Here is a 20424-nt window from a genome sequence, read left to right on the forward strand (position 1 = left end):
CCAACCAGACCCGAAGAAAAAGGGAACGCATGACAACGTTAAGCTGCAAAGTGACTTCGGTTGAAGCGATTACGGATACGGTTTACCGCGTCCGTTTGATTCCGGCCGCGGATTTTAACTTCCGCGCGGGACAGTATTTGATGGTGGTGATGGATGAGCGTGATAAGCGCCCATTCTCGCTGGCGTCCACGCCAATGGAAAAGGACATCATTGAACTGCACATTGGCGCCTCGGATCTTAATCTTTACGCGATGGCGGTGATGGACCGCATCAAAAACGATCGTCAGATTACGGTAGATATGCCGCATGGCGATGCCTGGCTACGCGAAGAGAGCGATCGTCCGATCATTCTGATTGCCGGCGGCACCGGTTTCTCCTATGCGCGTTCCATTCTGCTGACCGCGCTGGCACAGAAACCCGATCGCGAAATTGCGATTTACTGGGGCGGCCGTGAGCTGATGCATCTGTACGATTTAGATGAGTTGAATGCGCTGGCGGTGAAGCACCCGAACCTGAAAGTGATTCCGGTGGTTGAGCAACCGGCAGATGACTGGACCGGACGCAGCGGCACGGTGCTGACGGCGGTGATGCAGGATTACGCTTCACTCAGTGAACACGACATCTATATTGCTGGTCGTTTTGAGATGGCGAAGATTGCACGTGAGCGTTTCTGCGCCGAGCGCGGTGCGCTGGAAGCGCAGATGTACGGCGATGCGTTTGCGTTTATCTGACAGATAAAAAGCCCGCCCGAAAGGGCGGGAACTCGTGCAGTGGTTAACGTATTAAACCCGTTCGAACACCGTGGCGATACCCTGGCCCAAGCCAATGCACATGGTCGCCAGACCAAATTGCGCATCGCGACGTTCCATTAGATTCAGCAGCGTGGTACTGATACGCGCGCCGGAACAGCCCAGCGGGTGCCCAAGCGCAATCGCGCCGCCATTCAAATTCACTTTCTCATCCAACTGTTCCAGCAAGCCCATGTCCTTGATGCACGGCAGCGCCTGCGCGGCAAAGGCCTCGTTGAACTCGAATAAGTCGATATCCTGCACGCTTAAGCCGGCGCGTTTTAGCGCTAGCTTGCTGGCGGGAACCGGGCCATAACCCATAATCGACGGATCGCAGCCAACCACCGCCATGCTGCGAATGCGCGCACGCGGCGTCAGACCCAGTTCGCGCGCGCGGCTTTCGCTCATGATCAACATCGCCGCCGCGCCATCGGAGAGCGCAGAAGACGTTCCCGCGGTGACGGTGCCGTTGACCGGATCGAACGCCGGACGCAGCGCGGCCAATCCTTCGAGGCTGGTCTCTTCGCGAATCACTTCATCGCTTTCGTAGCGTTTCAACACGCCATCGGCGTCGTGGCCATAAGTTGCAACAATCTCACGCTTAAAGTCGCCACGCTGGGTAGCTGCCCATGCGCGCTGATGTGAACGCAGGGCAAAGGCATCCTGCTGCTCGCGCGTGATGTGATGCATGCGCGCCAGCATTTCGGCGGTTAAGCCCATCATGCCGGCGGCTTTCGCTACCGTACGCCCAAGTCCTGGATGAAAATCGACACCGTGGCTCATTGGCACGTGGCCCATATGCTCTACGCCACCAATCAGGCAAGCGTGCGCATCGCCCACCATAATCGCGCGTGCCGCATCGTGCAGCGCCTGCATCGACGAACCGCACAGGCGATTGACGGTGCTGGCAGGCACGCGATGCGGGATCTCCGCCAGCAGCGCGGCATTACGTGCAATGTTAAAGCCTTGTTCCAGCGTCTGCTGTACGCAGCCCCAGATAATGTCGTCCAGCGTAGCGGGATCGACCGATGGATTACGGCTTAGCAGCTCGCGCATCAAATGCGCCGAAAGATCTTCCGCACGAACCTGACGAAACGCACCGCCCTTGGAGCGGCCCATCGGCGTGCGGACGGCATCAACAATGACTACTTTTTCCATTTTCATTACCTCAGGCACTTTGCAGCGCCGCTTCGTCAATCGGTTGCACCGCGGGATACCAGCTCTGATGCTGTTGGGCTTTTTGCAACAGCAGCGCCGGCAGCGCATACAGCGGGCCCAGCGCGGTGTAACGTTTGGCCTGATCGACCACGTTGCTGGTGCCGAGCATATCCATGTAGCGGAACGCGCCGCCGCGGAACGGCGGGAAGCCTAAGCCGTAGACCAGCGCCATGTCGGCTTCGGCCGGTGAAGCGATGATCTGCTCTTCGAGGCAGCGCACCACTTCATTGAGCATCGGCAGCATCATGCGGTTAAGAATCTCTTCATCGCTGAACACGCGCTTCGGTTGGTTGATTGGCTCCAGCAGTGCATCCACTGCGGCATCGGCTTTTTTCTGCGCTTTGCCTTTGTTGTCCAACTCCCAGCGGTAAAAACCCTGGCCGTTTTTCTGGCCGTAACGTTTAGCGTCAAACAGCACGTCGATGGCGTCGCGATAATCTTTCTGCATGCGTGACGGGAAACCTTGCGCCATCACCTGTTGGGCATGATGCGCGGTATCAATGCCGACTACATCCAGCAGCCAGGCCGGGCCCATCGGCCAGCCGAACTGTTTTTCCATCACTTTGTCGACCTGGCGGAAATCCGCGCCGTCGCGCAGCAGCAGGCTGAAGGCGGCGAAGTAGGGGAACAGCACGCGATTGACAAAGAAGCCGGGGCAATCATTCACCACAATCGGCGTTTTGCCCATTTTGCTGGCCCAGGCCACCACTTTGCTGATGGTGGCCTCTGAGGTTTGCTCACCGCGAATCACCTCAACCAGCGGCATACGCGGCACCGGATTGAAGAAGTGCATGCCACAGAAGTTTTCCGGGCGTTTTAAGGCTTTCGCCAGCTGGCTGATCGGAATGGTTGAGGTGTTGGAGGCGAGAATGGCATCTTCGCGCAGGTGCTGCTCGGTTTCTGCCAGCACTTTGGCTTTGATCTGCGGATTCTCAACCACGGCTTCCACTACCACATCGGTGCGTTCAAATCCCGCGTAATCCAGCGTGGGCTGAATGGTGGTGAGCACGCTGGCCAGCTTCGCGCCAGTAATTTTGCCGCGCTCCAGCTGCTTGTTAAGCAGCTTGCTGGCTTCGGTCATGCCAAGCGTCAGCGCTTGTGGATTGATATCTTTCATCATTACCGGCACGCCTTTCCAGGCAGATTGATAGGCGATGCCGCCGCCCATAATGCCGGCACCTAATACCGCAGCTTGCTGCGGTGCACCGGCCGCACTGCTATGTTTCTTCGCCAAGCCTTTGACGTATTGATCGTTAAGGAAGATGCCGACCAGCGCGCGGGCTACATCACTTTGCGCCAGCGGCACAAAAGCGGCGGTCTCCAGCTTCAGCGCATCATCGCGCCCCAAGGTGGCGGCAGCCTCAATGGTTTTTATCGCGGTAACGGGGGCCGGATAGTGTTTGCTGGCGGTCTGCAGCACCATGCTTTTGGCGATGGTAAAGCTCATGGCGGCTTCGATCGGGCTGAGTTTAAGCGGCGCCAGCTTCGGCGCCCGGCGGACCTGCCAGTTGCCCTGCGCGATGGCGTCCTGTAATACCGTCAGCGCTGCGGCGCGCAGTTTGTCGCTGTTGACCACTGCATCCACTAAACCGAGTTTCAGGGCGCTATTGCCATCGAGATCTTTACCCGCGGCGATGATTTCCATCGCACTGTCAGCGCCGAGCAGCCGCGGCAGACGTACGCTGCCGCCAAAGCCCGGCATGATGCCCAGTTTGGTTTCCGGCAAGCCGATACGCGCGGTGGGCGTAGCAATGCGGAAGTCAACTGCCAGCACGCATTCGCAGCCGCCACCCAGCGCATAACCATCGATGGCGGCTACGGTTGGCACCGGCAAATCTTCCAGACGATTGAAGATGCTGTTAGCAAATGCCAGCCACTGACTCAACTTCTCTTCTGGCGCGTCAAACAGCGACAGGAATTCTGTAATGTCGGCGCCGACAATAAATGCCGGTTTGGCCGAAGAGAGCAGCAGGCCGCGCAGAGCGGGTTGCTGTTCTAAGACGCTTAGCGCCTCGCCCAGGGAGGCGACGGTTTTGGTATCGAGTTTATTCACCGAACCGGGCGCATCGAATACCAGCTCGGCGATGCCATCGTCAAGCCAGTGCACTGAAAGGGTATCGCCTTGGTAGAGCATGTCCGTCTCCTGAAACCGCGAAAGGTGATCTGGTCATACCAGATGATTTGGAGTGTGAGTGTGATGTTAATTATTTGCAAACGAGAGTTTGATAATTTGATACAACGATCACAGCGCGTGCAGCACGGCATCGCCAACACGGCTGTGCTACACTGCGGCCACTTTCGCGACATTGGAGACAAGTCCATGGATTCACTGAAAACCCTGTATCACGCGCACATCAATACGCTGCAGCAGCGAGCGCAGCAGGTGCTGGCTCGCTTTAAGCTTGATGCCATGCTGATTCATTCCGGCGAGCTGCTGACCGTTTTTCTCGACGATCACGACTATCCGTTTAAGGTGAATCCTCAGTTCAAAGCGTGGGTGCCGGTGACGCAGGTGCCAAACTGCTGGTTATGGATTGATGGTGTGAATAAACCCAAGCTGTGGTTCTACTCGCCGGTGGATTACTGGCATAACGTCGAGCCACTGCCAAACAGCTTCTGGACCAACGATGTTGACGTGATTGGCCTAAAGAGTGCCGATGACATCGCGCAGTTGCTGCCTGCACAACGCGATAACGTGGCGTATATTGGTCCGGTACCGTTACGCGCTTCCCAGCTCGGCATTAACGGCGAGCAGGTGAACCCTAAGGGCGTGATCGATTACCTGCATTATCATCGCAGCATCAAAACCGATTACGAGCTGGCCTGTATGCGCGAAGCGCAGAAGCTGGCGGTGGCGGGGCATCGCGCAGCCAAAGAGGCATTCGAATCGGGTATGAGCGAGTTCGATATCAACATCGCTTACCTGACTGCGACCGGCCATCGCGATACCGATGTGCCATACGGCAATATTATCGCGCTTAATGAACATGCCGCGGTGCTGCACTACACCAAACTGGACCATCAGCCGCCGGCGAAACGGCACAGCTTCCTGATTGATGCCGGGGCGGAGTATCTCGGTTATGCCGCTGACCTGACGCGCAGCTATGCGGCGCAGAGTAAATCGCGCTATGCCGAAATGGTAGCCGCGATGAACAAGGAAGAGCTGGCGCTGATCGCCACCTTGAAAGCCGGCGTGCGCTATACCGATTATCATCTGCAGATGCATCAGCGCATTGCGCGGCTGCTGCTGAAGTTTGAGCTGGTGAAAGGTCTGACCGAAGAGACGCTGGTGGCGGAAGATTTAACCGGTCCGTTTATGCCGCACGGGCTGGGACATCCGCTGGGCCTGCAGGTGCACGATGTTGCCGGCTTTATGCAGGACGATAGCGGCACGCATCTGGCTGCGCCGTCGCAATATCCGTATCTGCGTTGCACGCGCGTGCTGGAACCTGGCATGGTGCTGACTATCGAACCCGGCTTCTATATCATCGATTCGCTGCTGGCGAAGCTGCGCGGCGGCAAGTTCAGCCAGTATTTCGACTGGGCGGCAATTGATGCACTGAAACCGTACGGCGGCATTCGTATCGAGGATAACGTGGTGATTCACGCTAATCGCGTTGAAAACATGACGCGCGATCTGCACCTTGCCTGATGAATGCTTACGACATTCCCGCTGAGGCTGTGAGTCTCAGCGAGGAAACTATCAAGAAAAGTCGTTTCATTACTCTGCTGGCGCATACTGCGGGCGTGGAAGCGGCGCGCGCGTTTGTTCAGCAGGTGAAGCAGGAGCATCCCACCGCCCGCCATCACTGCTGGGCGTGGGTGGCCGGTGCGCCGGATGATTCACAGCAGTTGGGTTTCTCTGATGATGGCGAACCGTCCGGCACGGCGGGCAAACCCATGCTGGCCCAGTTGATGGGCAGTGGCGTGGGTGAAGTGACTGCGGTGGTGGTGCGTTATTACGGCGGCATCATGCTCGGTACCGGAGGGCTGGTAAAAGCTTACGGCGGCGGCGTGCAGCAGGGGCTGAAGCAATTAGCCCGTCAGCGTAAAGTGCCGATGGAATCCTTCAGCCTGCAATGTGATTATGCCCAACTCAGCGACATTGAGCGCTTGCTGCAGCGTTTTGACGGCATTATAGAAGAGAGCCATTATCTGGATCGTATTGCGCTGCGTTTAGCATTGCCGCATGCGCAGATTGATGGCTTTCGCCAAAACCTCTCTGATTACAGCCGGGGCGCGCTGACGCTCATCCCGCTGACAAACTAAAAGCATCTGTTTAAAGGAAACGGCTGAATGCATTTTCGCGCCATTACCCGCATTGTGGGCCTGCTGGTGATTCTGTTCTCGGTGACCATGATCTTACCCGGCCTCGTCGCCTTAATTTACCGGGACGGTGCCGGGCGCGCGTTTAGTCAAACCTTTATGATGGCGATCGTCATTGGTTCGCTGCTGTGGTGGCCAAACCGCAAACAAAAATCGGAACTTAAGCCGCGTGAAGGTTTCCTCATCGTGGTGCTGTTCTGGACCGTGCTGGGCAGCGTGGGTGCGATGCCGTTTATTTTCGCCGAGCAGCCCCATCTTTCGATTACCGATGCATTCTTTGAATCTTTCTCCGGCCTTACCACAACGGGCGCTACCACGCTGGTGGGACTTGATACGCTTCCGAAAGCGATTCTGTTCTATCGTCAGATGTTGCAGTGGCTCGGCGGGATGGGAATCATTGTGCTGGCGGTAGCGATTTTGCCAATTCTGGGCGTGGGTGGCATGCAGCTATATCGCGCGGAGATGCCAGGACCGCTAAAAGATAACAAGATGCGCCCGCGTATCGCAGAAACGGCGAAAACGCTGTGGCTGATCTATGTTTTGCTCACCGTAGCCTGTGCGGTGGCGCTGTGGTTGGCGGGCATGCCAATGTTTGATGCCATCGGCCATAGTTTCTCAACTATCGCCATTGGTGGCTTCTCCACGCATGATGCCAGCATCGGTTACTTTAATAGCCCAACCATCAACACTATCGTCGCAGTGTTTTTGCTGATCTCGGGATGTAACTACGGCCTGCATTTTTCTCTATTAAGCGGCCGCAACCTGAAAGTGTATTGGCGCGATCCCGAATTCCGCATGTTTATTGGCGTACAACTCACATTAGTGCTGATCTGTACGGTGGTGTTGTATTTTCACAATGTGTACGCCAGCGGCTGGCAAACGCTCAACCAGGCGTTTTTCCAGGTGGTCTCGATGGCAACCACGGCTGGATTTACCACCGACAGCATTGCGCGCTGGCCCCTGTTTCTACCGGTATTGCTATTGTGTTCGGCCTTTATCGGCGGAATGGCGGGTTCGACCGGCGGCGGTTTGAAAGTGATTCGTATTCTGCTGCTGTTTAAACAGGGTTCGCGTGAATTGAAACGCCTGGTGCATCCGAATGCGGTTTACACCATTAAATTGGGTAACCGCGCACTACCTGAACGTATTCTTGAAGCGGTGTGGGGATTCTTCTCAGCCTATGCGCTGGTGTTCCTGCTCAGCATGCTGGCAATCATCGCGACTGGTGTGGATGACTTCTCCGCGTTTGCCGCCGTGGCGGCGACCTTGAATAATCTTGGCCCCGGTTTGGGCGTGGTGGCCGACAACTTCACTTCGATGAATGATGTGGCGAAGTGGATCTTGATTTTGACCATGCTGTTTGGGCGCCTCGAAGTGTTCACGCTGCTGGTGTTGTTCACACCGACCTTCTGGCGCGAATAATAAAATAGGATTGTGTAATGAAAGCGTTAATTCTTTATTCCAGCCGCGATGGGCAAACCCGTGAAATTGCCGCGCGCATTGCGCAGACGTTAGTTCCGCATCAGCTGTGCGACGTGCTTGATTTAGCTGAGGCGCAGAAGGTGGATTGGTCTCAGTACGATCGCGTGCTGATTGGGGCATCGATCCGCTACGGGCATTTCAATCCTGCGCTGATGAAATTTGTCACGCAGCATAAGGCACAGCTGCACCAGCGCGTAAGCGGCTTCTTTAGTGTCAACCTGACGGCGCGTAAAGCCGACAAGTGCACGCCAGCAACCAATGCTTATACGCGCAAGTTTCTGGAGCAGTCACCCTGGCAGCCAGATTGCTGTGCGGTTTTTGCCGGTGCACTGCGTTATCCGCGTTATCGCTGGTTTGATCGGATCATGATTCAATTCATTATGCGGATGACAGGTGGAGAAACGGATACATCAAAAGAAGTGGAATACACCGATTGGAATAAAGTGACGCTTTTTGCCCAGGATTTTGCACAGTTACCAGGCAAATCGTTGTGAAATACAGCGTTGTGGCGAAATTTAGGTCGAACGATCATTTTTTTGCAATAAACCCTTGTCACCTCCGAATAACTCCCTATAATGCGCCACCACTGAGACGGCAAAGCGGCAACGCAGGCGGCTCAGCAGGGAGTGAAGAAATTCATCCCGCCGGATGAAAGCGCTGAAAAAAGTGTTTGACTCTGAAGGAGGAAAGCGTAATATACGCCACCTCGCGACAGGCGGTTAACCCGCTGTTCGCAACGCTCTTTAACAATTTATCAGACAATCTGTGTGGGCACTCGCAGGATTGATATCAGCGTCTCCGGACGCAAAAAAATATCAAGTCTCACGAGTGAACACATAATGAAATTCATTATGACGTTTTACAGATGAGCACCGCTTAACTTGTTTAAGCAAATCAAACTTAAATTGAAGAGTTTGATCATGGCTCAGATTGAACGCTGGCGGCAGGCCTAACACATGCAAGTCGGACGGTAGCACAGAGGAGCTTGCTCCTTGGGTGACGAGTGGCGGACGGGTGAGTAATGTCTGGGAAACTGCCCGATGGAGGGGGATAACTACTGGAAACGGTAGCTAATACCGCATAACGTCGCAAGACCAAAGTGGGGGACCTTCGGGCCTCACACCATCGGATGTGCCCAGATGGGATTAGCTAGTAGGTGGGGTAATGGCTCACCTAGGCGACGATCCCTAGCTGGTCTGAGAGGATGACCAGCCACACTGGAACTGAGACACGGTCCAGACTCCTACGGGAGGCAGCAGTGGGGAATATTGCACAATGGGCGCAAGCCTGATGCAGCCATGCCGCGTGTATGAAGAAGGCCTTCGGGTTGTAAAGTACTTTCAGCGGGGAGGAAGGCGGTGAGGTTAATAACCTCACCGATTGACGTTACCCGCAGAAGAAGCACCGGCTAACTCCGTGCCAGCAGCCGCGGTAATACGGAGGGTGCAAGCGTTAATCGGAATTACTGGGCGTAAAGCGCACGCAGGCGGTCTGTCAAGTCGGATGTGAAATCCCCGGGCTTAACCTGGGAACTGCATTCGAAACTGGCAGGCTAGAGTCTCGTAGAGGGGGGTAGAATTCCAGGTGTAGCGGTGAAATGCGTAGAGATCTGGAGGAATACCGGTGGCGAAGGCGGCCCCCTGGACGAAGACTGACGCTCAGGTGCGAAAGCGTGGGGAGCAAACAGGATTAGATACCCTGGTAGTCCACGCCGTAAACGATGTCGACTTGGAGGTTGTTCCCTTGAGGAGTGGCTTCCGGAGCTAACGCGTTAAGTCGACCGCCTGGGGAGTACGGCCGCAAGGTTAAAACTCAAATGAATTGACGGGGGCCCGCACAAGCGGTGGAGCATGTGGTTTAATTCGATGCAACGCGAAGAACCTTACCTACTCTTGACATCCACGGAACTTGGCAGAGATGCCCTGGTGCCTTCGGGAACCGTGAGACAGGTGCTGCATGGCTGTCGTCAGCTCGTGTTGTGAAATGTTGGGTTAAGTCCCGCAACGAGCGCAACCCTTATCCTTTGTTGCCAGCGGTCCGGCCGGGAACTCAAAGGAGACTGCCAGTGATAAACTGGAGGAAGGTGGGGATGACGTCAAGTCATCATGGCCCTTACGAGTAGGGCTACACACGTGCTACAATGGCGCATACAAAGAGAAGCGACCTCGCGAGAGCAAGCGGACCTCATAAAGTGCGTCGTAGTCCGGATCGGAGTCTGCAACTCGACTCCGTGAAGTCGGAATCGCTAGTAATCGTAGATCAGAATGCTACGGTGAATACGTTCCCGGGCCTTGTACACACCGCCCGTCACACCATGGGAGTGGGTTGCAAAAGAAGTAGGTAGCTTAACCTTCGGGAGGGCGCTTACCACTTTGTGATTCATGACTGGGGTGAAGTCGTAACAAGGTAACCGTAGGGGAACCTGCGGTTGGATCACCTCCTTACCTGAAGATACCTTCCCGCGAAGTGCTCACACAGATTGTCTGATAGAAAGTAATGAGCAAGACGGCTGCGAAGTCGTGACACTATCGTGTCCCCTTCGTCTAGCGGTTAGGACTCCGCCCTTTCACGGCGGCAACAGGGGTTCGAATCCCCTAGGGGACGCCACTTGCTTGGTGACAGGTGAAAGGTGTCTCCACGACGTATCTCAAAACTGACGTAACCGTCATGTTTGAGATACTGCTCTTTAACAATCCGGAACAAGCTGAAAATTGAAACGACGTGTTGTTTTCATTCTCCGTAATAGGAATGAAATCACGATGCGTTCGAGTCTCTCAAATGCTTACAGTCCCGAGCGTTGCAAAACGCCTGTGGGTTGTGAGGTTAAGCGACTAAGCGTACACGGTGGATGCCCTGGCAGTCAGAGGCGATGAAGGACGTGCTAATCTGCGTAAAGCGTCGGTAAGGTGATATGAACCGCTACAGCCGACGATGTCCGAATGGGGAAACCCGGTGCACTCAGTGCATCATCGCAACATGAATACATAGTGTTGCGAGGCGAACCTGGGGAACTGAAACATCTAAGTACCCAGAGGAAAAGAAATCAACCGAGATTCCCCCAGTAGCGGCGAGCGAACGGGGAACAGCCCAGAACCTGAATCAGTTTGTGCGTTAGTGGAAGCGTCTGGAAAGTCGCACGATACCGGGTGATAGTCCCGTACACGAAAGTGCACAGATTGTGAGTTCGAAGAGTAGGGCGGGACACGTGGTATCCTGTCTGAATATGGGGGGACCATCCTCCAAGGCTAAATACTCCTGACTGACCGATAGTGAACCAGTACCGTGAGGGAAAGGCGAAAAGAACCCCGGCGAGGGGAGTGAAACAGAACCTGAAACCGTGTACGTACAAGCAGTGGGAGCCTCATTTATGGGGTGACTGCGTACCTTTTGTATAATGGGTCAGCGACTTATATTCTGTAGCAAGGTTAACCGTATAGGGGAGCCGCAGGGAAACCGAGTCTTAACTGGGCGTTAAGTTGCAGGGTATAGACCCGAAACCCGGTGATCTAGCCATGGGCAGGTTGAAGGTTGGGTAACACTAACTGGAGGACCGAACCGACTAATGTTGAAAAATTAGCGGATGACTTGTGGCTGGGGGTGAAAGGCCAATCAAACCGGGAGATAGCTGGTTCTCCCCGAAAGCTATTTAGGTAGCGCCTCGTGAACTCATCTCCGGGGGTAGAGCACTGTTTCGGCTAGGGGGCCATCCCGGCTTACCAACCCGATGCAAACTGCGAATACCGGAGAATGTTATCACGGGAGACACACGGCGGGTGCTAACGTCCGTCGTGAAGAGGGAAACAACCCAGACCGCCAGCTAAGGTCCCAAAGTCATGGTTAAGTGGGAAACGATGTGGGAAGGCACAGACAGCCAGGATGTTGGCTTAGAAGCAGCCATCATTTAAAGAAAGCGTAATAGCTCACTGGTCGAGTCGGCCTGCGCGGAAGATGTAACGGGGCTAAACCATGCACCGAAGCTGCGGCAGCGACGCGTATGCGTTGTTGGGTAGGGGAGCGTTCTGTAAGCCGTCGAAGGTGTGCTGTGAGGCATGCTGGAGGTATCAGAAGTGCGAATGCTGACATAAGTAACGATAAAGCGGGTGAAAAGCCCGCTCGCCGGAAGACCAAGGGTTCCTGTTCAACGTTAATCGGAGCAGGGTGAGTCGACCCCTAAGGCGAGGCTGAAAAGCGTAGTCGATGGGAAGCAGGTTAATATTCCTGCACTTGGTGTTACTGCGAAGGGGGGACGGAGAAGGCTAGGTTATCCGGGCGACGGTTGTCCCGGTTTAAGCGTGTAGGCTGACACCTTTGGTAAATCCGGGGTGTCTTAAGGCTGAGGCGTGACGACGAGCCACCACGGTGGTGAAGTAACTGATGCCCTGCTTCCAGGAAAAGCCTCTAAGCTCCAGGTAACACGAAATCGTACCCCAAACCGACACAGGTGGTCAGGTAGAGAATACCAAGGCGCTTGAGAGAACTCGGGTGAAGGAACTAGGCAAAATGGTGCCGTAACTTCGGGAGAAGGCACGCTGGCGCGTAGGTAGAGGGACTTGCTCCCCGAGCCGAAGCCAGTCGAAGATACCAGCTGGCTGCAACTGTTTATTAAAAACACAGCACTGTGCAAACACGAAAGTGGACGTATACGGTGTGACGCCTGCCCGGTGCCGGAAGGTTAATTGATGGGGTTATCCGCAAGGAGAAGCTCTTGATCGAAGCCCCGGTAAACGGCGGCCGTAACTATAACGGTCCTAAGGTAGCGAAATTCCTTGTCGGGTAAGTTCCGACCTGCACGAATGGCGTAATGATGGCCAGGCTGTCTCCACCCGAGACTCAGTGAAATTGAAATCGCTGTGAAGATGCAGTGTACCCGCGGCAAGACGGAAAGACCCCGTGAACCTTTACTATAGCTTGACACTGAACATTGAGCCTTGATGTGTAGGATAGGTGGGAGGCTTTGAAGCGTGGACGCCAGTCTGCGTGGAGCCAACCTTGAAATACCACCCTTTAATGTTTGATGTTCTAACGTAGGCCCGTAATCCGGGCTGCGGACAGTGTCTGGTGGGTAGTTTGACTGGGGCGGTCTCCTCCCAAAGAGTAACGGAGGAGCACGAAGGTTGGCTAATCCTGGTCGGACATCAGGAGGTTAGTGCAATGGCATAAGCCAGCTTGACTGCGAGAGTGACGGCTCGAGCAGGTGCGAAAGCAGGTCATAGTGATCCGGTGGTTCTGAATGGAAGGGCCATCGCTCAACGGATAAAAGGTACTCCGGGGATAACAGGCTGATACCGCCCAAGAGTTCATATCGACGGCGGTGTTTGGCACCTCGATGTCGGCTCATCACATCCTGGGGCTGAAGTAGGTCCCAAGGGTACGGCTGTTCGCCGTTTAAAGTGGTACGCGAGCTGGGTTTAGAACGTCGTGAGACAGTTCGGTCCCTATCTGCCGTGGGCGCTGGAGAATTGAGGGGGGTTGCTCCTAGTACGAGAGGACCGGAGGGAACGCACCACTGGTGTTCGGGTTGTCATGCCAATGGCACTGCCCGGTAGCTAAGTGCGGAAAAGATAAGTGCTGAAAGCATCTAAGCACGAAACTTGCCCCGAGATGAGTTCTCCCTGACTCCTTGAGAGTCCTGAAGGGACGTTGAAGACTACGACGTTGATAGGCCGGGTGTGTAAGCGCAGCGATGCGTTGAGCTAACCGGTACTAATGACCCGTGAGGCTTAACCTTACAACGCCAGAGGCGTTTTGGTCTGAGAGACCGGATTTTCAGCTTGTTCACGGACTGGTTTGCGGCGCCTGTGAGGGCTTCGCGAACGAAACAGAATTTGCCTGGCGGCTTTAGCGCGGTGGTCCCACCTGACCCCATGCCGAACTCAGAAGTGAAACGCCGTAGCGCCGATGGTAGTGTGGGGTCTCCCCATGCGAGAGTAGGGAACTGCCAGGCATTAATTAGGTGAAGAAGCCCTGAACGGAAGTTCAGGGCTTTTTTACGTCTAAACAACGCCAATTTTCCAAAGTAAACTCAGAAAACATCAAACTCGCATCATAGCGATCAGGTAAACTACGGCCAGATTAATTAGTAAAGGCCGTGAAATGTCCAGCCCCAGCACATCCCTAAAAGCTTTCAACACCCTTGGTCTTGCGGTCAGCGCACACACGCTGATCATCGCCGATACTCCGGACGCCATAACCACAGCCTGGCAGAATAGTCAGCGATCAAATCTGCCTTTTCTTGTATTGGGAGAGGGCAGCAACATGCTCTTTCTTGAGGATTTCGGCGGCACTGTTGTGGTCAACGCAATTAAAGGGATAACCATCGATGACCATGACGAAGCATGGCATTTGCATGTTGGCGCAGGTGAGAATTGGCATAATTTAGTCGAGCAAACTCTGAAGAAAGGCATTACAGGATTAGAGAACCTGGCATTAATCCCCGGTAAGGCCGGTTCAGCACCAATCCAAAATATTGGTGCATACGGAGTCGAATTTAAAGATATTTGTCATTACGTAGAGGCTTTGCATTTACCGTCACAAAAAATTGTCCGATTACATCGGGAAGAGTGCCAATTTGGTTATCGTGATAGTATTTTCAAACATGCGATGAAGAACGACTATGTCATTACAAGCGTGGGATTACGTTTGGCAAAACAGTGGCAGCCTGTTCTGAGCTATGGCGATCTGACTAAATTAAACCCTGCTACAGTCTGTGCCTGGGATGTATTCAATGCTATTTGTCATATGCGTCAAAGCAAACTGCCTGACCCAAAAATTACAGGTAATGTGGGCAGTTTCTTCAAAAATCCGCTCATCACAGGTGAGCTGGCAGTTGCGCTAATTAAGGAGTGGCCAACCATTCCTCATTATTCACAGCCAAACGGTGAAGTTAAATTAGCGGCAGGATGGTTGATAGATCAGTGCGGCCTTAAAGGCTATCGCATGGGCGGCGCCGCCGTTCACCGCCAGCAGGCACTGGTACTGATTAATGAAGATCATGCTACACCGCAGGATATTGTCGATCTAGCGCACCATGTCAGAAATAAAGTCGGTAAAAAATTCGATGTTTGGCTGGAGCCAGAAGTGCGCTTTATCGGTGCTCGTGGCGAACGTAACGCCGTTGAGGTGATTTCATGAAAGATAATAGCGTGCCACTAAAGTTAGTGGCATTGGTGGCGGATGGCGAATTTCACTCTGGTGAACAACTGGGTGAAGCTCTGGGCATGAGCCGTGCAGCAATCAATAAACATATACAGACATTAAAAAGTTGGGGGCTGGATGTATATACGGTAACGGGGAAAGGATACAGCTTGGCAGGCCCCATTCAGTTACTGGATGAAGACATCATCTTGTCACATCTTCATCAACCCAATCTGGCTGTTATCCCTGTTATTGATTCAACGAACCAATATTTGTTGGATCGAATGGATCAATTACCTTCTGGCTATGCATGCATTGCGGAGTATCAGCAAGCAGGGCGTGGACGTCGTGGTCGTAAGTGGTTTTCTCCCTTTGGTTCTAACCTCTATATGTCAATGTATTGGCGTCTGGAGGAGGGGCCAGCTGCGGCTATGGGATTAAGTTTGGTGATTGGTATTATCATGGCGGAGGTGATTCAATCGCTGGGCGCGCCTGAAGTACGCGTTAAATGGCCAAATGACCTTTATCTCAATGACCGAAAACTCGCAGGGATTTTAGTTGAATTAACGGGCAAAACCGGTGATGCCGCCCAGATTGTCATAGGGGCGGGCGTGAATTTACTGATGAGGTCTGAAGGCGCAACGGAAATTAATCAAGGTTGGATTAATTTGCAGGAAGCCGGAATTGATATTGACCGAAATGTATTAGCTGCAAAATTACTTAATAGCCTTCGTGAAGCTCTGCCAATTTTTGAACGTGATGGTTTGGCGCCATTTGTGAAACGTTGGGAAGCGCTCGATAACTTCATTAATCGTCCAGTAAAACTTCTTATTGGTGACCGTGAAGTATACGGTATTGCGCGGGGTATCGATAAGCAAGGAGGTTTATTATTGGAGCAGGATGGAGAAGTTAAATCCTGGGTTGGAGGCGAAATCTCCCTTCGTCCTGACAATTAATTCTTTATCTCTGATAATAAAAAAGCGCCCGTTTATGATGGCGGGCGTTTCATTCAAAATATTATTTTCTTAAACGAACGCTTTGTACCGCATGATCAGCAGACTTAGTCATAATCAAACTGGCCCTTTCACGCGTCGGCAGAATATTTTCCTTTAAATTAAGCCAGTTAATCTCTTTCCAAAGTCCGCGCGCAATATTGAGCGCATCCTCTTCAGGTAACTGCGAATAGTGATGGAAATATGAGTCTGGGTCGCTAAATGCACCTTCACGGAATTTTAAGAATCTATTTACATACCAATTTTCAAGTAAGGACTCAGGTGCATCAACATAAATAGAGAAATCTACAAAATCTGAGACAAATACATGGTGGGGATCGTGAGGATAGTCCATGCCACTTTGTAGTACATTCAATCCTTCAAGAATGAGAATGTCCGGTTGTTGTACTACTTTGTCACCATCAGGAATGACATCATAAATCAGATGTGAATAGACTGGCGCTGTCACCTGACTGGCTCCCGATTTCAAATCAGAAACGAAGTTCACCAGGCGATGCATATCATAAGATTGTGGGAAGCCTTTTTTCTTCATCAGACCGCGTTCTTTAAGCACCGCATTGGGATGCAAAAAGCCATCAGTAGTAATGAGTTCAACCTTACGATGTTCTGGCCAGCGACTAAGTAATGCCTGAAGCACGCGAGCCGTGGTGCTTTTACCTACAGCAACACTGCCGGCAATACTAATGATATAAGGGATTTTCTGCCCATTCGTGCCAAGAAATTGTTCCAGCACCGCCTGACGACGAAGATTAGAGCTGATATAGAAATTAAGCAGGCGCGATAGCGGCAGATAGATCTCAGCCACTTCTTCTAATGAAAGATCTTCATTAATACCACGCAACCGCTCGATTTCACCTTCAGCCAGTGTCATTGGTACGGAATCGCGTAGTGCAGCCCATTGTTGACGATTGAACTGTAAATAGGGCGTAGTAAGAGGTGTCGTTTTTTTACTCATAAGCATGCATTTGAGTGCAAATACTGATTCATCAACACCTTGTAGCATCGAGCATACAACGATGTATCAAACTCAATTGCACGTCACAGGGGTAATTAACGAGAACAATGGGCAGGAGGGTAACACCAGTATGACTTTAAAAAGAAGTAAAATGATAAACATGAGCACGCTTTCGTAAGCGCGCCCACATTTTTCTTGTCGGTCAGTAGCTTGAAACTACATTTTCTGCTGAGCCGGTACGCAGCCGTTTATAGTAAATTGCGCTGGGATGAGAATGTCCATCCGAGCATAAGGCATAGTCAGGCAATTCTCCCAAATAATGGTAGCCATGCGACCGATAGAATTCTTCTGCTGATGAACCCGCTATAACATCCAAATAAAGGAGTCCACGCTGATGGCTTTCCGCCTTTTGCTCAAGCGCTTGCATTAACCGCTGTCCAATTTTTTCATGCTGAACGCCAGAATGCACCAGCAGCTGCAAAACTTCTGCACGATTTTGCCCATCTGGGCGCTGGCAAATACCCATTTGCACACTCCCCACCAGAGACGAATCAATGATAGCAATCCACATCAGCAAATCATGACGTGCCATTTGGTCGCGCAAGCTATGAAAATAGCGCTCAGCATCCTGATGCCGTTGCATTCCCCGCGAATTTTGAAATGCAGTTGTCATATTGTTCTTTATTGCGTCAATCATCAGTGCGGCCAGCGCGTAACGATATTGAGGCAAATTTTCTGCAGTGAGCTGAACAATATTCATGCGATATCCTCCCTCAACTGATTTGATTAAAGAACTAAGCAAATTACGGGCCAGTAGAAAAATGCCGCTGAATGGATGCATATCAAAATTATTTTCATAATTTGCACTGCAAATAGGCAACGTGCCCCAAAAATGAGCGCAGTTGATGGTGAGGGTGTTAAATTATCCAGTTATCCTTGTGCTGTAAAAATGCACGCATTTTGGATGGTTTTGCTTCAGTTGAGCAGTGATTTGCGATGATTTGCACAAATAGTAAGCTAAAGAACAATTTTAGCGATTTTTTTGTTGCATCCTTCTTCGGGTCTTCCTAGAATGCGCTCCACTTGATGCCGGCTTAGCTCAGTTGGTAGAGCAACTGACTTGTAATCAGTAGGTCACCAGTTCGATTCCGGTAGCCGGCACCATCAAGTAGGTGGGATTCCCGAGCGGCCAAAGGGAGCAGACTGTAAATCTGCCGTCACAGACTTCGAAGGTTCGAATCCTTCTCCCACCACCATCTCAACCTCCTGGTTGAGCATCAGATAAAGTCCTTATCTGATGGGTGAGTTCTTCATCTCTCACCTTCGAATTTCAGATTGTGCGTTAGCACAATCAACGTCGGTCAGAAACTCTGACTGGCTCGAATGATAGAAGGTCTTCTTTTATTATTCATAAGCTACAGAAAGAACAGGTAGCCGAGTTCCAGGATGCGGGCATCGTATAATGGCTATTACCTCAGCCTTCCAAGCTGATGATGCGGGTTCGATTCCCGCTGCCCGCTCCAGATGTGCTGATATGGCTCAGTTGGTAGAGCGCACCCTTGGTAAGGGTGAGGTCCCCAGTTCGACTCTGGGTATCAGCACCACTTCCTTTATCTCTCTCCTGATTCTCTCTCTGTAAACCAAACAGTCAGGCATTGCCTGGTTGATATGACGATATCTTCGATATATCCGTGTCTTAGAGGGACTAGCGATGGCTAAAGAGCAATTTCAGCGTAACAAACTGCACGTAAACGTGGGCACCATCGGTCACGTCGACCACGGTAAAACCACCCTGACTGCAGCAATCACTACCGTTCTGGCTAAAACCTACGGTGGTAAAGCAAGCAAGTTCGATGAGATCGATAAAGCGCCAGAAGAGAAAGCGCGTGGTATCACCATCAACACTTCTCACGTTGAATATGAAACCCCGACTCGCCACTATGCGCACGTTGACTGCCCAGGCCACGCCGACTATGTGAAAAACATGATCACCGGTGCTGCGCAGATGGACGGCGCGATCCTGGTTGTTGCTGCGACTGACGGCCCAATGCCTCAGACCCGTGAGCACATCCTGCTGGGTCGTCAGGTTGGCGTTCCTTACATCATCGTGTTCCTGAACAAGTGCGACATGGTTGATGATGAAGAGCTGCTGGAACTGGTTGAGATGGAAGTACGTGACCTGCTGTCAGCATATGACTTCCCAGGCGACGACACTCCAATCGTACGCGGTTCTGCTCTGAAAGCGCTGGAAGGCGAAGCTGAGTGGGAAGCTAAGATCATTGAACTGGCTGAGCATCTGGATACCTACATCCCAGAGCCAGTACGTGCAATCGACCTGCCGTTCCTGCTGCCAATCGAAGACGTATTCTCAATCTCAGGCCGTGGTACTGTTGTTACCGGTCGTGTTGAGCGCGGTATCGTTAAAGTGGGCGACGAAGTTGAAATCGTGGGTATCAAGGCGACTGTTAAGTCTACCTGTACCGGCGTTGAAATGTTCCGCAAACTGCTGGACCAGGGTCAGGCTGGCGAGAACTGTGGCGTTCTGCTGCGTGGTATTAAGCGTGAAGATATCCAGCGTGGTCAGGTTCTGGCTAAGCCGGCTTCAATCAAGCCGCATACCAAGTTCACTTCAGAAGTGTACGTTCTGTCTAAAGATGAAGGCGGCCGTCATACTCCGTTCTTCAAAGGCTACCGTCCACAGTTCTACTTCCGTACCACTGACGTGACCGGCAACGTTGAGCTGCCAGAAGGCGTTGAGATGGTAATGCCAGGCGACAACGTTCAGATGACCGTTGAGCTGATCCACCCAATCGCGATGGATGAAGGCTTGCGCTTCGCTATCCGTGAAGGCGGCCGTACTGTTGGTGCGGGTGTTGTTGCTACAATTATCGCTTAATTGCGATAACATTTGACGCAATGCACAAGGAAAGGGCATCATTTGATGCCCTTTTTGCACGCTGTTACATAGAACCTGGCTCATCAGTGATTTTCAATCATAATCATTGTTGAGACAGGCTCTGTTTCACGGCGTTGGATACCGAGTTACGCTCAACAGCTCATTCGGTTTGGATGCCTCGCTCTGCGGGGCAGAATAGTTTCTGAATTATTGTGGCAGGTTGGTTTATGAGTGCGAATACCGAAGCTCAAGGAAGCGGGCGCGGCCTTGAAGCGATGAAATGGGTAGTTGTGGTCGCCTTGCTCCTGGTAGCAATCGTCGGCAACTATATTTATCGCGATGTAACATTGCCTCTGCGCGCGCTGGCTGTAGTTGTGCTGATTGCTGCCGCAGGCGGCATTGCATTGCTGACAATCAAAGGTAAAGCGACCGTGGCATTTGCTCGTGAAGCAAAAACCGAAATGCGTAAGGTCATTTGGCCAACTCGCCAGGAAACATTGCACACCACGTTAATCGTTGCCGCGGTAACTGCCGTGATGTCACTGATTTTGTGGGGGCTGGATGGCATTCTGGTCCGCCTGGTATCGTTTATCACTGGCCTGAGGTTCTGAG

The 20424-nt window shown here is 52.5% G+C and carries 13 protein-coding genes, 5 tRNA genes and 3 rRNA genes; 17 read left to right on the top strand and 4 right to left on the bottom strand.

From position 1 onward, the window contains the following. The first annotated feature begins 29 nt into the window (after positions 1-29). Positions 30-731: an NAD(P)H-flavin reductase gene (fre, locus tag WH298_RS10655; RefSeq protein WP_049852327.1), complete on the top strand. Its 702-nt coding sequence runs from the start codon at positions 30-32 to the stop codon at positions 729-731. Positions 732-782: 51 nt separating this feature from the next. Here the strand turns inward: fre and fadA are convergent, their stop codons facing one another. Next, complete coding sequence (gene fadA / locus WH298_RS10660; RefSeq protein ID WP_049852328.1) at positions 783-1946, bottom strand: acetyl-CoA C-acyltransferase FadA; 1164 nt, start codon at positions 1944-1946, stop codon at positions 783-785. Positions 1947-1956: 10 nt separating this feature from the next. Further along, the gene (gene fadB / locus WH298_RS10665) at positions 1957-4140 is read right to left on the bottom strand and encodes a fatty acid oxidation complex subunit alpha FadB (protein ID WP_180822831.1); all 2184 of its coding nucleotides are present in this window, start codon (positions 4138-4140) and stop codon (positions 1957-1959) included. 186 nt (positions 4141-4326) lie between these two features. On the opposite strand from fadB, the gene pepQ reads away from it, so the two are divergent. The 10 genes from pepQ (at position 4327) to birA (ending at position 15904) form a co-directional block, all read left to right on the top strand. Beyond that, entirely contained in the window at positions 4327-5658 is a 1332-nt protein-coding gene (gene pepQ / locus WH298_RS10670; protein ID WP_180822832.1) for a Xaa-Pro dipeptidase, read from the top strand. After that, positions 5658-6275, top strand: coding sequence for an IMPACT family protein (locus tag WH298_RS10675; RefSeq protein ID WP_180822833.1), 618 nt, complete (start codon positions 5658-5660; stop codon positions 6273-6275). The genes pepQ and WH298_RS10675 overlap by 1 nt, the downstream gene beginning before the upstream one ends. A gap of 27 nt (positions 6276-6302) precedes the next feature. Continuing rightward, entirely contained in the window at positions 6303-7754 is a 1452-nt protein-coding gene (trkH, locus tag WH298_RS10680) for a Trk system potassium transporter TrkH (RefSeq protein WP_009127916.1), read from the top strand. A gap of 17 nt (positions 7755-7771) precedes the next feature. Beyond that, positions 7772-8308, top strand: a complete 537-nt coding sequence (hemG, locus tag WH298_RS10685; RefSeq protein ID WP_180822834.1) for a menaquinone-dependent protoporphyrinogen IX dehydrogenase — start codon at positions 7772-7774, stop codon at positions 8306-8308. Between the two features lie 408 nt (positions 8309-8716). Continuing rightward, positions 8717-10258, top strand: a 16S ribosomal RNA gene (locus WH298_RS10690). An 88-nt stretch (positions 10259-10346) separates the two neighbouring features. Further along, positions 10347-10421 (top strand) — tRNA-Glu (locus WH298_RS10695). Between the two features lie 214 nt (positions 10422-10635). Beyond that, positions 10636-13542, top strand: a 23S ribosomal RNA gene (locus WH298_RS10700). A 100-nt stretch (positions 13543-13642) separates the two neighbouring features. After that, positions 13643-13758: ribosomal RNA gene (gene rrf / locus WH298_RS10705) — 5S ribosomal RNA — on the top strand. Together the 16S, 23S and 5S rRNA genes with 1 tRNA gene alongside form the textbook arrangement of a ribosomal RNA operon. Positions 13759-13907: 149 nt before the next feature. Further along, the gene (murB, locus tag WH298_RS10710) at positions 13908-14945 is read left to right on the top strand and encodes a UDP-N-acetylmuramate dehydrogenase (protein WP_180822835.1); all 1038 of its coding nucleotides are present in this window, start codon (positions 13908-13910) and stop codon (positions 14943-14945) included. Then, positions 14942-15904: a bifunctional biotin--[acetyl-CoA-carboxylase] ligase/biotin operon repressor BirA gene (birA, locus tag WH298_RS10715; RefSeq protein ID WP_180822836.1), complete on the top strand. Its 963-nt coding sequence runs from the start codon at positions 14942-14944 to the stop codon at positions 15902-15904. Before murB ends, birA begins: the two co-directional genes overlap by 4 nt. A 61-nt stretch (positions 15905-15965) precedes the next feature. Here birA and coaA read toward each other — a convergent pair whose 3' ends face one another. Next, a complete protein-coding gene (gene coaA, locus WH298_RS10720; RefSeq protein ID WP_180822837.1) occupies positions 15966-16916 on the bottom strand; it encodes a type I pantothenate kinase in 951 nt (316 codons plus the stop codon). 202 nt (positions 16917-17118) lie between these two features. Next, positions 17119-17676, bottom strand: coding sequence for a GNAT family N-acetyltransferase (locus WH298_RS10725; RefSeq protein WP_180822838.1), 558 nt, complete (start codon positions 17674-17676; stop codon positions 17119-17121). 328 nt (positions 17677-18004) lie between these two features. Here WH298_RS10725 and WH298_RS10730 point away from each other — a divergent pair. The 6 genes from WH298_RS10730 to secE all read left to right on the top strand — a co-directional run bounded on the left by WH298_RS10730 (position 18005) and on the right by secE (position 20423). Continuing rightward, positions 18005-18080, top strand: a tRNA-Thr gene (locus WH298_RS10730). A gap of 7 nt (positions 18081-18087) precedes the next feature. Further along, positions 18088-18172 (top strand) — tRNA-Tyr (locus WH298_RS10735). A gap of 192 nt (positions 18173-18364) precedes the next feature. Further along, positions 18365-18439 (top strand) — tRNA-Gly (locus WH298_RS10740). Between the two features lie 5 nt (positions 18440-18444). Continuing rightward, positions 18445-18520, top strand: a tRNA-Thr gene (locus WH298_RS10745). Positions 18521-18627: 107 nt separating this feature from the next. Next, a complete protein-coding gene (gene tuf, locus WH298_RS10750) occupies positions 18628-19812 on the top strand; it encodes an elongation factor Tu (RefSeq protein WP_180822597.1) in 1185 nt (394 codons plus the stop codon). A 227-nt stretch (positions 19813-20039) separates the two neighbouring features. Beyond that, the gene (gene secE / locus WH298_RS10755) at positions 20040-20423 is read left to right on the top strand and encodes a preprotein translocase subunit SecE (RefSeq protein WP_007886301.1); all 384 of its coding nucleotides are present in this window, start codon (positions 20040-20042) and stop codon (positions 20421-20423) included. Position 20424 lies beyond the last annotated feature (1 nt).

The organism is Pantoea nemavictus (genome assembly GCF_037479095.1).
Taxonomy (GTDB): Bacteria; Pseudomonadota; Gammaproteobacteria; order Enterobacterales; family Enterobacteriaceae; genus Pantoea; species Pantoea nemavictus.

Bases quoted from the DNA above. Each gene is read 5' to 3' on its own strand.
- fre (WP_049852327.1), top strand. From the start codon at position 30: ATGACAACGTTAAGCTGCAAAGTGACTTCGGTTGAAGCGATTACGGAT.
- fadA (WP_049852328.1), bottom strand. From the start codon at position 1,946: ATGGAAAAAGTAGTCATTGTTGATGCCGTCCGCACGCCGATGGGCCGC.
- fadB (WP_180822831.1), bottom strand. From the start codon at position 4,140: ATGCTCTACCAAGGCGATACCCTTTCAGTGCACTGGCTTGACGATGGC.
- pepQ (WP_180822832.1), top strand. From the start codon at position 4,327: ATGGATTCACTGAAAACCCTGTATCACGCGCACATCAATACGCTGCAG.
- WH298_RS10675 (WP_180822833.1), top strand. From the start codon at position 5,658: ATGAATGCTTACGACATTCCCGCTGAGGCTGTGAGTCTCAGCGAGGAA.
- trkH (WP_009127916.1), top strand. From the start codon at position 6,303: ATGCATTTTCGCGCCATTACCCGCATTGTGGGCCTGCTGGTGATTCTG.
- hemG (WP_180822834.1), top strand. From the start codon at position 7,772: ATGAAAGCGTTAATTCTTTATTCCAGCCGCGATGGGCAAACCCGTGAA.
- murB (WP_180822835.1), top strand. From the start codon at position 13,908: ATGTCCAGCCCCAGCACATCCCTAAAAGCTTTCAACACCCTTGGTCTT.
- birA (WP_180822836.1), top strand. From the start codon at position 14,942: ATGAAAGATAATAGCGTGCCACTAAAGTTAGTGGCATTGGTGGCGGAT.
- coaA (WP_180822837.1), bottom strand. From the start codon at position 16,916: ATGAGTAAAAAAACGACACCTCTTACTACGCCCTATTTACAGTTCAAT.
- WH298_RS10725 (WP_180822838.1), bottom strand. From the start codon at position 17,676: ATGAATATTGTTCAGCTCACTGCAGAAAATTTGCCTCAATATCGTTAC.
- tuf (WP_180822597.1), top strand. From the start codon at position 18,628: ATGGCTAAAGAGCAATTTCAGCGTAACAAACTGCACGTAAACGTGGGC.
- secE (WP_007886301.1), top strand. From the start codon at position 20,040: ATGAGTGCGAATACCGAAGCTCAAGGAAGCGGGCGCGGCCTTGAAGCG.